Origin of the sequence: Sphingobacterium sp. E70, assembly GCF_019285695.1 — a bacterium.
Lineage (GTDB): Bacteria > Bacteroidota > Bacteroidia > Sphingobacteriales > Sphingobacteriaceae > Sphingobacterium > Sphingobacterium detergens.
Genome location: NZ_CP079104.1, coordinates 628,522 through 642,181 on the forward strand (window position 1 = coordinate 628,522; position 13,660 = coordinate 642,181).

16 protein-coding genes are annotated in these 13,660 nt (G+C 39.4%); 6 read left to right on the forward strand and 10 right to left on the reverse strand.

Going from position 1 to position 13,660, the window contains the following annotated elements:
* Positions 1-105: 105 nt before the first annotated feature.
* Entirely contained in the window at positions 106-915 is an 810-nt protein-coding gene (locus tag KUH03_RS04590; protein ID WP_257091771.1) for a phosphoribosyltransferase family protein, read from the reverse strand.
* Between the two features lie 397 nt (positions 916-1,312).
* Between KUH03_RS04590 and KUH03_RS04595 the strand changes: the two genes are divergently transcribed.
* From KUH03_RS04595 to KUH03_RS04610, 4 genes are all read left to right on the forward strand, one after another.
* The gene (locus KUH03_RS04595; protein ID WP_257091772.1) at positions 1,313-1,807 is read left to right on the forward strand and encodes a hypothetical protein; all 495 of its coding nucleotides are present in this window, start codon (positions 1,313-1,315) and stop codon (positions 1,805-1,807) included.
* 79 nt (positions 1,808-1,886) lie between these two features.
* Positions 1,887-2,171, forward strand: a complete 285-nt coding sequence (locus KUH03_RS04600) for a hypothetical protein (protein WP_257091774.1) — start codon at positions 1,887-1,889, stop codon at positions 2,169-2,171.
* A 264-nt stretch (positions 2,172-2,435) separates the two neighbouring features.
* Positions 2,436-2,798 (forward strand): hypothetical protein, encoded by a 363-nt coding sequence (locus tag KUH03_RS04605; protein WP_257091775.1) that lies wholly within the window; start codon positions 2,436-2,438, stop codon positions 2,796-2,798.
* Positions 2,799-3,198: 400 nt separating this feature from the next.
* Positions 3,199-3,750 (forward strand): YiiX family permuted papain-like enzyme, encoded by a 552-nt coding sequence (locus tag KUH03_RS04610; RefSeq protein WP_257091776.1) that lies wholly within the window; start codon positions 3,199-3,201, stop codon positions 3,748-3,750.
* A gap of 1 nt (position 3,751) precedes the next feature.
* Here the strand turns inward: KUH03_RS04610 and KUH03_RS04615 are convergent, their stop codons facing one another.
* A complete protein-coding gene (locus KUH03_RS04615) occupies positions 3,752-4,942 on the reverse strand; it encodes a M20 family metallopeptidase (protein WP_257091777.1) in 1,191 nt (396 codons plus the stop codon).
* 262 nt (positions 4,943-5,204) lie between these two features.
* Here KUH03_RS04615 and KUH03_RS04620 point away from each other — a divergent pair, with 262 nt between their 5' ends.
* Positions 5,205-6,128 carry an MFS transporter gene (locus KUH03_RS04620; RefSeq protein ID WP_257091778.1) on the forward strand — a complete coding sequence of 308 codons (924 nt, stop codon included), beginning with the start codon at positions 5,205-5,207 and terminating at the stop codon, positions 6,126-6,128.
* Entirely contained in the window at positions 6,125-6,379 is a 255-nt protein-coding gene (locus KUH03_RS04625; RefSeq protein WP_257091779.1) for a hypothetical protein, read from the forward strand. Before KUH03_RS04620 ends, KUH03_RS04625 begins: the two co-directional genes overlap by 4 nt.
* Positions 6,380-6,708: 329 nt before the next feature.
* Here the strand turns inward: KUH03_RS04625 and KUH03_RS04630 are convergent, their stop codons facing one another.
* The 8 genes from KUH03_RS04630 to KUH03_RS04665 all read right to left on the reverse strand — a co-directional run bounded on the left by KUH03_RS04630 (position 6,709) and on the right by KUH03_RS04665 (position 13,534).
* Positions 6,709-7,014, reverse strand: coding sequence for an AraC family transcriptional regulator (locus tag KUH03_RS04630; RefSeq protein WP_257091780.1), 306 nt, complete (start codon positions 7,012-7,014; stop codon positions 6,709-6,711).
* A gap of 16 nt (positions 7,015-7,030) precedes the next feature.
* Positions 7,031-7,921 carry a response regulator gene (locus KUH03_RS04635; protein WP_257091781.1) on the reverse strand — a complete coding sequence of 297 codons (891 nt, stop codon included), beginning with the start codon at positions 7,919-7,921 and terminating at the stop codon, positions 7,031-7,033.
* Positions 7,875-8,351: a sensor histidine kinase KdpD gene (locus KUH03_RS04640; protein ID WP_257091782.1), complete on the reverse strand. Its 477-nt coding sequence runs from the start codon at positions 8,349-8,351 to the stop codon at positions 7,875-7,877. The genes KUH03_RS04635 and KUH03_RS04640 overlap by 47 nt, the downstream gene beginning before the upstream one ends.
* A gap of 11 nt (positions 8,352-8,362) precedes the next feature.
* Complete coding sequence (locus KUH03_RS04645; RefSeq protein ID WP_257091783.1) at positions 8,363-9,682, reverse strand: two-component regulator propeller domain-containing protein; 1,320 nt, start codon at positions 9,680-9,682, stop codon at positions 8,363-8,365.
* Between the two features lie 44 nt (positions 9,683-9,726).
* A complete protein-coding gene (locus KUH03_RS04650; RefSeq protein WP_257091784.1) occupies positions 9,727-10,878 on the reverse strand; it encodes a two-component regulator propeller domain-containing protein in 1,152 nt (383 codons plus the stop codon).
* A gap of 62 nt (positions 10,879-10,940) precedes the next feature.
* The gene (locus KUH03_RS04655) at positions 10,941-11,294 is read right to left on the reverse strand and encodes a hypothetical protein (RefSeq protein ID WP_257091785.1); all 354 of its coding nucleotides are present in this window, start codon (positions 11,292-11,294) and stop codon (positions 10,941-10,943) included.
* On the reverse strand, positions 11,237-12,073 hold the full coding sequence (locus tag KUH03_RS04660) for a hypothetical protein (protein ID WP_257091786.1): 837 nt from the start codon (positions 12,071-12,073) through the stop codon (positions 11,237-11,239). Before KUH03_RS04660 ends, KUH03_RS04655 begins: the two co-directional genes overlap by 58 nt.
* 228 nt (positions 12,074-12,301) lie before the next feature.
* Complete coding sequence (locus KUH03_RS04665) at positions 12,302-13,534, reverse strand: glycoside hydrolase family 88 protein (protein WP_257091787.1); 1,233 nt, start codon at positions 13,532-13,534, stop codon at positions 12,302-12,304.
* Positions 13,535-13,660 lie beyond the last annotated feature (126 nt).

Here is a 13,660-nt window from a genome sequence, read left to right on the forward strand (position 1 = left end):
CCGGGAGTCCAGGTTTCGTATACCCATTCTGTATGTGCTGGATATTGATCCTTGTGACACAATTTGTAACCGTCGGTCCAGAGAATCGGATTTTTGCTCATTGCTCTAAACATAGCTTTCAGTTGTTAAGTTGATATAATTTAATTTCGGATGCATGGTATTCATCATAGAATCTGTGGTGAAAACAAGGTCGATCGGTGAATCTTCCTCCAACAAAGTACCTTTGAAAATCCTTGGCTCACAATGGGTCACCAACAGGTAGATTTCATTTGCCCCCATCTCCTTTAGAATTTTTCCAGCCCAGAGAAATGTTCCACCTGCAGAACATAAATCATCGACAATTATGCATTTGGCACCTTTTACAATGTTACCTGTTTTTAATTTCATCGCTTCGATACGTCCCGTTTGTGGGTTGCGTTGCTTTTCAAAGACACAGGCATCTTCGTAGCCACTATTTAAATAGCGTGCCGCGGCCCCTTTATCCGGAAATACAATTCGGTCATTATCTGAAAATTCGAGTTTTTCCATGAGTTTCGGCAACCAATCTAGCGCAGGATAAATCGCTACACTATTTTCCAACAATGTGAGGGTTGTTTCGGAATGTGGCTCTACAACATATACTTTATCAAACTGCAGGCTATTGATAAATGCAGCGACATATTTTAGGGTAAATAGGTCGCCCTCAATTTTGCGATCCATACGACTATAGGGCATATAACGAATCCATAATTTACAACTCGCTCCTGCTTCTTCAAGTCGTTTCTTTACAAAAAACAAACGGATCAAATCGCCATCTTCCTGATAGGTAAATTCGAGCAGATTATCCGCTTTGATCCACTGATCGAAATCCTTCACTTTCGTTTCTCCATTTGGAAACTGTTCGGTGATGAGCTGATGTTTATTTAATATAATCATTTTTCTTTTTTACAACCACTCTATTTGAGTACTTTTTACTCAACAAATATGCGTATTATTTTCACTTTGGCAAAATATATTGAGTACTTTTTACTCAATAAATCAAAACAAAAACACAAACTCTTAAATACCAGTAAAATAACTCTTATTAAAAACACCTTATTCATTAATAACGCGCAATAAAAATCACAGTTTTACTTTCTTTGGCATCTAAGCATACACAAACAAACGCTAAAATTCGCTTGAAAATGAGAAATACAAAACGACCAAGAGGCCATATAAAATTAGCTGAATACAGGGATAGTACCTTTCGCTGAAAATCGGATCTTTGTCTTTAAGACAAATAAGTCAAGCGAATTGATCGCAACATTGACTGCCAAAAGAACAAAATATTCGCATGAACAAAGAAAAATTAATCAATAAGGATATTGAAGCTATTTTACAAACTGAATATCAGGACATCACGCAGTTGGTCGAAGATTATCAGGAAGTTCCGGTCAGTGAGGAAAATCAGGAAGCCTTATACGCTTATAACCTGCTTTATATGAATATACATTCTTTATCGGAACAGGAATATCTTGATGCATTCAATCAATTGGGTGAAAAATACCCCAATTACGGCCTAGCGGCAGAAAATGACCACAGCAGAACAATTGCCGAACTGGAGCGATTGAAACAGGCATTCAACCAACTATACTTACAAACCGAGCAAGGGCAATATTTACTTCAACTCAAACTCAGGAGTATTGAGCTGGACATTCAAGTATATCGAAAACTGATGCAATTGCCGATTACTCCTAACATTCAAGCTGAAATAGATCTACTGGAATCAGATTCCTACAAACTTATAGATGAGATCGAAACAATTTTAACACAATATGTTGATGAATAAGTTGTATTTCATTCGAGCATTGCTCTTGCGAACATCAACATATATATGCTGCTTTTTCGTTAGCATAAGCACAGTCCTATTGCCGCAGGGGGCTTGGGCGGTTTCTCGTAATCAACCCCAACAGCAGTCGTTCAGCCCCTATTCGATCAGTGACGATGGCTATTTACACTACAATCTACAGGTAAATGACAGCAGCTATCTTGCTATAGTATTGAATCTGAATACCCTATTCCCAGGCACAAACGCCGAAAATCTTAGGCTGAAACAATATGAATTAACTGACTCAGAACTTAAAATCAGTAGTTATCAGGGGCTCCGATGTCCGTTAATTATCGAGTTACTGACAACGAACTCAACATATTAAGAACAAGCAATTTGCCATCCGAACCCAGGTTAGTCAACCATTTGTTTTCCTTAGAATTCATTGAAGAGCTGACAGCACTGTTTGCGGCAAACGATTTGGAACAATTAAAGCGACTCAACTGGGGACCGTCCCCAAAGAAAACATACTCTTGTTTTTAAGCCATTTGAACGATTTCTCCAACACAGCAGAATTTGGTTACAATGCGATCCACAATATGTTAGCCAATAAAAACTACGCTGTGGCAAAGTTCTTTACAACTCATTTTTGACAAAGAATAAGAATTTCAATGACTTTGAATTGCTTAAAATAGCGATCGAACAGGACGACATGGATTTTATCAAAAAAACATCCTTAAACAGTTTAGACATCTTGGGTATAGATGAGGTCAAATTCGACTACAGTTTTACACAATGCACCTTGCTCGGTAAAGCAATACAACAAAAAAACAAGGTTATCGCACGCTATCTTTTGGATCATGGTGCTTCAACAGAAAAGGTATACAAATATGAAACAGAAGTACTTAATGCAATCCAACTCGCAGAGCGGGCGAAAGCAAAAAAGCTATCTGATCTTTTAAATAAAACAACACTTATCACACATCAAACTATCTATCATCCTAATAGCTAAACTTAAAAACAATTCATAACCATAAGATAAGGACAACAACTTATGCTATGCACTACTTCTGGTAGTATAGGGATTGAATAACAGCATAACTATTTAAGGGAATAACAAGATTGAAAAAGCAATTCATAATCAGCGCATACTAACAACAGCTAAAATAACGTTACCAAAATAAAGTCATACAGATAAATCAATAAATTATGCCGATACGTTTCGTATCTTACTGGAATAAACGATAATAGCAGATGATATGATCCTATTAAAAAAATTACACAGATGAAAAAAAATAGCTGTATTTATCCTGATAATCATTTGCACGCTGCTGATCGGGCGATATTATTTCCATATTAATGCAACGAAAGCTCAAAACGGATCTTTAGATAAAAAAGTTAAAAGTAGCGCGATGCTACCTCAGTTAAAAGATGGCGATATGATCTTTCAGTCATCCGTCTCGCCTCAATGTAAAGCTGTACAACTGGCCACAGGTTCTCCTTACTCTCACTGTGGTCTTATTTTTCATGAGGATGGAAAACCTTACGTGCTGGAGGCTGTTCAACCCGTCACAGTGACCAGCTTGACAGATTGGATTGCTCGAGGAAAAAACAAACATTATGTCATCAAACGACTTAAAGAAGCAGAGAAAGTACTATCAAAAGAAGCTTTAGCTAAAATGAAGGGAATCGGTGAGGGATTTTTGGGTAAAAACTACGATGCCACATTCGAATGGTCGGACAACAGAATTTATTGTTCGGAACTGATCTGGAAAATCTATCAACGCGGTGCTGGAATCGAAGTAGGCAAACTGGAAAAACTCAAAGATTTTGACCTCAGTAGCGCCGAGGTCAAAAGCAAACTCAAAGAACGTTACGGCAATCTGATTCCTTTGGAGGAAACAGTCATTTCACCGGCATCTATTTTCAATAGTAAGCTTTTGACAACGGTAGCAAGCAACTAATTTAAGACTCGCTCAAGAGGGACAGTGCAGCATTTACAAAAACTGAAATTCCTATTTTAAATGCCTTTTCGTCGAGGTTGAACTGAGGATTATGAAGCCCATGTTGGGTCGCATTATCGTTATTATTCGTCCCCACCAACATAAACAAAGCCGGATATTGATAAGAGTAATAAGCAAAATCTTCTGCTGCCATCCAAATTTCCAAATCCTGTACCACATCATTTCCCATGGTTGTCTGTATGATATTTTTTATCTGCTGGGTCAATTCAGGGTTGTTGTTCAACGCAGGATAGCCATGTCGAACCTCGACATCCACTGTCGCTCCCAAAGCTACAGGTAATGTTTGCGAAATTTCGGCAACTGTTTCCAACGCTTCTTTACGCCAGGCTTCGTCCATTGTACGGAAGGTTCCGGCCAGTTTGACTTCTTCAGGGATAACATTAGCTGCCCCCTCACCGATAAAACGACCAAAAGTAAGGACGGATGGGATATCCGGATTCGCCTTACGGCTGACCACTTGCTGTAAGGTCGTGAGCAGCTGCGCAGCGATCATAATGGGGTCGATGGCCCGATGTGGCTCAGCAGCATGGCCACCACGCCCTTTGATCGTCATGTAAAATTCATCACTCGAAGCCATAAACCTCCCTGGTCGTAAGCCTATTTTTCCCAACGGAACACGTGGACTTACGTGCATTCCCAAAATAGCTTTAATCTTTCCACCAAAAGATTCCAATATACCGGATTCCAAAATCTGGATTGCCCCACCGGGAATTTTTTCCTCCGCAGGCTGAAACAGTAATACAATCTTTCCTGAAAATTCAGCTTTATACCCCTTTAAGACTGAAGCTACACCCAATAGATTTGCTGTATGAAAATCATGTCCGCAAGCGTGCATGACACCTTCATTTTTAGATTTATAGAACACATCATTCTGCTCATGAATCGGTAAGGCATCAATGTCAGCCCTTAAAACCACAATAGTATCACTAGGCGATTTTTCGCCCTCCAATAGGGCAACCACACCAGTATTGGCCACAAGTTTAAATGGGATATCGAGTGCGGTTAATTGTTGCTGGATATAGGCACTCGTCTCATATTCCTGAAAAGACAGTTCAGGATGCTGATGGATATGCCGACGGATAGCAACAATCTTCGGGAAAATAGCATCAATTTCAGCGTTCAAGTCTTTCATTATCGAGATATTAGTTAAAAACGATATTTCTATTATGATAATCTTATATAAATCGTCCAACAAGTTAAGTTAAAAATATTGTATGCCAAAGCCAGGGAAGAAATACCAAGTCTATTAGGCGAACCCGCACAGCGTCATAATCGCGTCAATATTTTTGCTTTGGGGCATTGTGATCAGGCTGTTTGATTTTCACAATAATTTGTTTGAATTCTATATATTTTGTATCCATCAATGGAATTATTTTTGTCGACAAATTATCACGATGGAAAAAAACACTAAACCCAGACAATCTTTTGTTCCAACGATACTGGCTTTTGCACTTGTTCCAATTACAGGTCTTGCTACTGATATCTATCTTCCTTCGATGCCTCAAATGGCCTTGGAGTTTGGTCTCAGTGAAAGCCGTATCCAGTTAACACTGTCCTTATTTCTGATCAGCTACGGTGTAGCTCAATTCTTCACGGGCGCACTCGTGGATGCGTGGGGAAGATATAGAATCAACCTGATTTCACTCTTTCTCTTTATCCTTAGTTTTTGGATAACCGCAACTACTGATGATATCTGGATTATTTACGGCATGCGTATTTTGCAGGGAATTCTTTCTGCGTTCGTCGTCATTTCCAAACGGGCTTACTTCGTCGATGTGTACGAGGGCGAGCAACGCAAGCACTATCTCAGTATCATGACCATCGTCTGGTCTATCGGACCTATTATAGCCCCCTTTATTGGTGGATACTTACAAACGCAGTTTGGATGGCGTTCAAATTTTATGGTCCTCGCAATCTATAGTGCGATACTTTTTGTCCTGGAATTTATCTTTTCTGGCGAGACAATTAAACAAAGAAAACCGTTACACGTCAACTATCTTATCGGCGAATTTAAAATGATGTTAAAGACAAACGATTTTACTTTTGGCGTGTTGATGTGCGGAATATCTTACGGTTTAGTCATGTTTTATAACCTTAGTGGCCCATTTTTTATCGAGCATCAATTGGGTTATGGAGCAATCACGACAGGCTACACCTCACTAATCATGGGATTAGCTTGGATGTGCGGTGGTTTTATTGGGAAAGCGCTGATCAAAAGAGCCTTAATACCAAAGCTGCGAATCGCTAATTTTATCCAGATTATCCTGGTACTATTGATGATTGTGGTATCCCCTATCAAACAAATTTATATACATTGACATTCTTCGCATTTGCAGTACATTGTTCCGCCGGATTTATATTCAATAATTATTTCAGTTATTGTTTGGGTCGATTCCCATTGTCAGCAGGAATAGCTGGCGGATTGGTCGGTGGAATTACTTACCTGTTAACGTCCTCTCTGAGCTACGGTACAGTGAGTTTAATCAATCCCTCTTCTCAACTTGAAATCGGATTGGGATATGCCGTATTTGCGGTTTTGGGGCTGCTCACACTTTTTTTTTATCAGTAAGCTAGCTAAAACGAATAGGCTATAGCTAAAACGCATAAAAAACTTTGTCAATTTTAAACTACACAATTCAATAAGGTTGCTAATTTATTTTCAGATGAAGTTTAAAACAACTATATTTGTACTATCATAATTTAGGTTTATAATTGGTTATTGAAGGTTTTCATTCTCCCCGTTTGAAAACCTTTTTTTTTATGCCTAATTTTATTGATTCTTTTTTATCAAGGGACCAGTCAGCGTCCAACACTCTGCTTATTGACCGGAAAGAACCCGAAGTCAATTTTCATAATCGTTTTCCCTGTGACAGCATGAAGATTGATGGTATGGTCATCTTAATTATTTTTAACACTAAATTTCTCGATATAGGTACGTGGACTTTCTTTATAGAATTTCTTAAAGGTTTTACTAAAATATTTTGGATCATTGAAACCTACTTGATAAGCAACTTCGCTAATACTCAATTCACTATTATTCAACAGTATTTGTGCAGCTTTTTTCAGACGTACCATATTGATAAATTCAACCAGATTCAAACCAGTTTGTTGTTTTATCTTACGGTATAAAACTGATCGGCTCACACCTATTGCCTTGGTCAGCTCCTGCACACCGAAATCCTCGCAGCCTAGGTTTTCCTCCACAACACGCAATACCTGATCAAAAAGCGTGTTCTTTCGGTTGTCTCTGTACCCTGTCCCCCAAAAGATAATTTTGAACAAATTTTTCCTCCAAACGTTTTCTCGTCTGTATGATGTTTGATATTTTCTGAATCAAATGTGGCATACTGAATGGTTTGGTAATATAATCATCAGTTCCCACTTCAAAAGCCTCGGTGATATAGGGGTCGGCGGTTCGCGCCGTCAATAAAATAACCGGAATGTGATTAGTGCTATTATCATTCTTTATTTGTTGCAACAATGTTATACCATCACAGTTTGGCATCGTCACATCTGAAATAATAATATCCGGCTGTTTGGCCTGAACCAATGCCAGCGCCTCGTTTCCATCGTTTGCTTCTAAAACCACATATTTCTTGCGTAAGTTTTCGCAAAGAAAACATCTCAGCTCGACATTATCTTCGGCAACAAGAATAATCGGCTTCTCATCTGCTGTCCGGTCATTTTCAACTTCCACAAGCTCCTGATCGTCGACCAATTGAGCAGACTGTTCAGAGACATTCGTTTCTTCAATTCCGCTTAATATATCAGTTGTAAATGAAGCATCTATATGTACATTCTGCTGCGGCAGACTGATCCTAAAGACGGTATTATAAGCTAAAGGTTCTGCGGCCATATTACTTTCAACAGTTAACAAGCCGCCATGTAAATGGATAATGGATCTTGACAATGCAAGTCCTATACCACTACTAGTGGCGACAAAACCCTCGGTGTTTGCCTGATAGAATTGTTCAAATACAAAGGGTATATCTTTTGCGGGGATACCTCTACCGGAATCCCAGACGGAAACAAGTAATTTAGACGCATCGTCATTGCCCTCACGTTCAACTTGTACTTTTATCCGTCCCCTTATCGGTAAATTTAAAGGCATTGTAAATCAGATTGACAAGCACTTTCTCAAACTGCTCAGGGTCAAAATATGCCTGGTAATCGGTGGAAATATTATTTTCAAGAAAAAACTGGATATTATTCTTCTCAGCTATAAAATGGAAGTTTAATAAAACGTTTTTAAGATATTCAGATACAAGGACTTTCTGACTGTGCAGCTCCATTTTTCCGCCTTCATGTTTCCGGAAATCAAGTAATTGATTGACCAAATTCATCAAGCGATCAGCATTTCGTGAGGCGTAGCCCAGATGTTCCTGTGCATATTCAGATAGCGAATGATCCGTTTTCAATTGATTCAATGGGCCTATAATCAAAGAGAGGGGTGTACGGAATTCATGCGAGATATTTGTGAAGAAATTCAGTTTGGCTTCATGCAGTTCCTCCTGCTTCTCGGAAGCAATCTTTCGGATCAAAAGGTCACGTTTTAGTTTATTTCTACCATGAAAAAACGGATAATCAAGAACACAATAAAGCCCAAAATCAAGAAATACCCTGTATAAGCCCACCATGTTTTCCAAGGTGCTGGGAGAATTCTTATTTTTAAAACCCGCGCCTTTTCATTCCAGATACCGTCATTATTTGACCCTTTTATCCAGAGTTCATAATTTCCCGGATCCAAGTTTGTATAGGTAGCGACTGGATTGGTGACATAATTCCATTCCTGGTCAAAACCTTTTAAATAATAGGCATAGTTATTTTTTTCAGGATGGACATAATTTAACACGCTGAATTCAAGACTGAACACATTCTGATTGTGATCTAATACCAATTCATCCATCATGGATATGTCCTTAGGGATTACACCATCTATTTCGGGTCTAACGGTACGATTAAACAATTTAAGATCAGTAAACTGTATCGGCGGAACATAGCTATTGACGCTAAGGCTGTCTGGATTGAATAGGGTAAAACCAGAAAAGCTCCCAAAAGCGAATTTTCCGTCCCGCAGCATGGTGGCTGCATTTTGAATATATTCATTACCAGGCAAACCATCCACTTTTGTATAACTTCTAACACTTCCTGCTTGCGGATCGAAACAGGTAATCCCTGTGTTGGTACTTAGCCACAATTTGTTCTTTAGATCACTCAGAATACCAAAGACATTATTGACCGGAAGGCCATTTTGTTCATTGAAACGTTTAAAGGCTTTCTTTTCGGGCAGATAGCGATTTAAACCTCCCATATAGGTTCCAATCCAGATTTGTCCTTTTCTATCTTCGTGAATACTGATAATATCATTACCACTGATTGAAAGCGAGTCATTTTTGTGATTCAAAAACGATATGAACTTATCGGTACCTGCTATTTTAAGATTTAGTCCATTAGAAGTACCAATCCATAAATTACCTCTGGAATCCTCCATGAGTGCTCTGACCATATTAGAGCTCAACTGTTTACCGGCAACGTTAAAGATCTGGAAATAACCGGGTTTTTGATTTTTCCGCTGTACCTGCAAACCGCCACCAAATGTTCCGATCCAAATATCGCCCTGGCGATCCTCCAGTAGTGCATACACGTTATTGTTTGCCAGTCCATTGATGACATTCGGATCAAAACGAAAATGTTCGTAAACCTGTTGTCCTTTACGTCTTAAATTTAATCCACCATCATAAGTGCCGACCCATAAATTACCCTCCCGATCGCGACAGATAGACTTTACATTATTATGGCTTAGGCTTCCCGCGCTACTTTTATCATGTCGTTCATTAAAAAATGAATTGGTATATCGGTTGAAATAATTCAATCCACCACCCTCTGTTCCAATAACCAGCTCACCATTTGGGTTCTCTAAAAAGCACTGACAACATTGTAGCTCAAGCTATTTCGCCGAGATTGATGGGTGAAATTTTGAAAATTTGGGATGTCCTTATCGTAGATATTAATCCCGCCAAAATAAGTACCGATCCAGATAGACCCTCTTTTATCCTGAAATATTGGTCGAATAGAGTTGTTACTCAAACTATTGGGATTGTTATCGTCGGCCTGTATAAATAATATTTTCCCGTTTCGGTATAAGTAAAGGCCATTGAATGTCCCAATCCAGATGCTCCCATCGTCAGCCTTCTTCAAAGAGCGTACATCCTGATTTGCCAAATTTGCAGTAGGACTATCATCCGTACTCAAAGAAGATACCTCTCCTGTATTTTCATTGATTATTTTTATCCCGTTGTATTTCGTTCCTACCCAAAAAACACCGGGAGCAAATTCCAGAACGGCCTGAAATCGTTGATTTACTTTATTAATCAGTCCTTTCTGATTGAAATAGGTGCGCAACACTTTCAATCTATTGCCATCCCTGGAAGCTGACTGCATCAGCACGATTGCATCATCTGTACAAAACCATAATCTTTTCTTCCCGTCCTCGTATATCGTTCTAAAATTTCTAAAATACGAGCGGCCATTGCTCCCTTCAACCGTAATTTCATTGAAAACAAGTTCTGCCTCCAAATGAGCGCCTTCTTTTATCCGATATAATCCAACATTTGTAGCAATCCAAATTACACCATTTGAATCTTGGAAAATCTGATGCACATTCACTTCTATTTTTCCACTTGTGCTCTCAACGACTGGCAAAGGAATACGCGTAAAATTATCTGCATTCCGATTGTATAAATTAAGGCCACCTGTTGTCCCTACCCAAAGTCGTTGTTTCTTGTCTTGGGTAATTGCTTGTATAAAATTATGTTCCAGGGAAAGGCTATCCTGAGGATTGCTTCTATAAATTGTAAACTTACGTGCATCATATTTATTCAGGCCATCACGGGTACCAATCCACATAAAGCCCAGGTGATCTTGTTCGATAGCAAAAACACTCCCTTGTGATAAACCTTCGTTTACATCAAGATGTAAAAAACGATAGTTCTTCTCCTGTGCATTAGAAATAGAAAGGACAAACAGCGTACTAAAAACCCAAAGTATACAAATACGTAATGGCATCATGAGGAATATAATTGAAATTGGATACGATAAAAATAATCATTCCATTCTATAAACACCAATAGTTATTTATTTAATCTATCGTTCAATTGTTGCTCATAAAGTGACTCTAAGAGCAATTTTTTATTTTGATTTTCCCAAAAACCGGCAGTCCTGTCTTTAAACCGACCATGATTGTTTTCGCCATTCACCCCTATTGCAAAATTTTGCCCGGAAGCCCAAGGTTGTTGTACGGCTGCACGCTTGACTTTGCAATTCCACAATACCTGTGTCACGCCGGCCCAACCGTGTCCACTGCCCCAGTTACCGCGATCCTGAATATTAATCTCGCCATCGGTTGTAATCTGATCGTACAGGGTGCCTACTGCCCAACGATGATGTGGGCCAATATCCGCATGGGTATTCGTTGCAGTGGACAAGCTAAAAACATTTGGCCCCAAAGTTCTTGCTCCCGTGACATAATCATGCCGCCCTTCTGTGGTATATAATTGTCTAAATAAATTGAGTTGACCATTGTTATTGAATGAATACCTACGTCCCCTGTAATTTGAGATTTTGGATCCAGGCATTTCGAATTGATGACGGATGTTTGTTTTGCGAAGGCACCCAAGCTTACTGCCGCATAACCAAAATAGCGTGCCGTAATGTTGCGTACCCATGCATTCTCAATTTTATCAAACTCAATAGCGATCCAAGCATGGTTTTCGTCTGTTTCGTTGGCAAATTCGGATTCAAAACGTAAATTTTCAACCCCTACTTCCTGAATACGTCCCGTAAACTTAAAAGGTACGACAGAAACTTTACCAAACTGTGGGTCTATGGCCATGACAACTGGATTATCTAAAAATAGCGTGTCTCCACTAATGGACGAAATAACACGTTCAAATTTTAGTTTATATTCCTTAGTTGTCCATTGTTTTGTTCCTTCCCTTGCTATTATTTGATCCATTTTGACCGCTTTAATCCACGCCGCATTGAGTTCATAAGAAAGGAGTACTGATGCCCCTTTCTGAAAATCACGACTATCGTCGACAACAACATACTTACTTCCGACAGGTATATATATTGCTTCAAGCATCTGTGCTTTAGCCTGATCTTCGACATAGTTTCCCTCACCAGAAATTTTCAATAAGCTACGTTGTTGCTTTCCTGTTGCACGCAATAAGGTTTCACCTTCCGCGTCCCCCTCTCCTCTCAATACAATACCGCTCGATTTGATCAGTAGACTTCCTGGTATATTGTAAATTCCTTTTTCAGCATTATCGCCCCTCTATATCCGTTTTTATCAAGGGGTTTGTTTGCGATTTCATCGATGGCACGTTGTATCATCTGTTGATCAGTTCCATCTGCTGTAGGATGTAACGAAATAGCGTTGGCTACAGTGGGGAGCTGTCGATTTCCTTGATGATAACCAACCCGACTGAAATCAGGGATGATATTTCCCTATCATCCGGAAAATAGATGAGTTTACCCTCGGGGTCTTTTCGAACCAGACTCGACTGTGCCCGTCCTGCGGCAAGTTTTCCTCCCGAAGCAAAGCTTCTAAAAAATAGTAATCTGCGTAACTTAATGGTTTATCTACTTCAGTATTGGAAGGTTTTGATCCTGTACTATGCAGTAATATAAACCCTTTATTTTTATTCGGAGGGGACATATAGTGGTCAATCAGATTAGACATTATTGTCTGCGCTTTGCTCAAATAGTCTTTTCCCTGATTGCTGAATGTACTCAACTCCAATAGTCCCGAGGCGATCACGGTGGCAGCTGAAACATCCCTCGGTTCATTCGGAATATGAGGTGCATCGAAATCCCAATAAGGGATTAAATCCTTAGGCATACGTGGATGGCCAAAAAGCCAGTGCGCAACCTTTTCAGCTTGCTGCAGATATTTTGGATCACCGGTCTCACGATAGCACATGGTATAACCATAGAGTGCCCATGCTTCTCCCCGCGCCCAGGTAGACTCATCACTAAATCCTTGATGTGTATTTTTGTGCTGTACTTCACCTGTCGTAGGATTATAGTCAATTACATGATAGGTGCTATAGTCCGATCTAAAATGATTCTTCATCGTTGTGTTTGCATGACTTACAGCGATATGATAATAGCTAGAGTCCCCGGTCAATTTTGTTGCTTCAAAAAGCAATTCCAGATTGAGCATGTTATCAATAATGACCGGAAAATCCCAACGATGGCTATTATGATCCCAAGAACGGATGCATCCGACCTTAGGATTAAAACGTGTTGCCAAAGTTTTAGCGGATTGGATAATGACATCCCGATAATGTGCATTGGCTGTAAGACGATAACCGTTACCAACACTACAGAAAATCTTAAAGCCCATATCATGGGTTTTCCCATTATACTGTTCGCCTTCTATACCTCTGGTCAATTCACCCGCCAGTTCTTTCCATTTATGTTTTCCGGATTTCTCATATAAATACCATAAAACCCCAGGATAAAAACCACTGGTCCAATCGCCACGTTTAACGGCCACCAATTCGTTATTTTCGGAGAGTGTACGTGGAGATGCTAATGTAGAATCAGCTTTTTTTAGCAGCTGTAGCTCTTTATAGAGCAATTGCGACTGTCGATCCGCAAGATCCCAGGCTTTTTCAATTGGTTTGCATTCTGCGCTTTTGTTTCCTGAATGCCACAAAGTATAGTTGTCAAGCTCAGTATCGAAATAATAAATCGCCTTTTTGGGATAAAACGATTCGAAACATCTCCATGTTTTGACAGCAGCATATTCATTTTGAAAATCATATTACATTTAGGTTTGTTT

What these genes read in the sequence shown, in the direction of transcription:
- KUH03_RS04650 (WP_257091784.1), bottom strand. Translation starts at nt 10,878, where the DNA reads ATGATGCCATTACGTATTTGTATACTTTGGGTTTTTAGTACGCTGTTT.
- KUH03_RS04595 (WP_257091772.1), top strand. Translation starts at nt 1,313, where the DNA reads ATGAACAAAGAAAAATTAATCAATAAGGATATTGAAGCTATTTTACAA.
- KUH03_RS04635 (WP_257091781.1), bottom strand. Translation starts at nt 7,921, where the DNA reads ATGCCTTTAAATTTACCGATAAGGGGACGGATAAAAGTACAAGTTGAA.
- KUH03_RS04610 (WP_257091776.1), top strand. Translation starts at nt 3,199, where the DNA reads ATGCTACCTCAGTTAAAAGATGGCGATATGATCTTTCAGTCATCCGTC.
- KUH03_RS04620 (WP_257091778.1), top strand. Translation starts at nt 5,205, where the DNA reads ATGGAAAAAAACACTAAACCCAGACAATCTTTTGTTCCAACGATACTG.
- KUH03_RS04615 (WP_257091777.1), bottom strand. Translation starts at nt 4,942, where the DNA reads ATGAAAGACTTGAACGCTGAAATTGATGCTATTTTCCCGAAGATTGTT.
- KUH03_RS04590 (WP_257091771.1), bottom strand. Translation starts at nt 915, where the DNA reads ATGATTATATTAAATAAACATCAGCTCATCACCGAACAGTTTCCAAAT.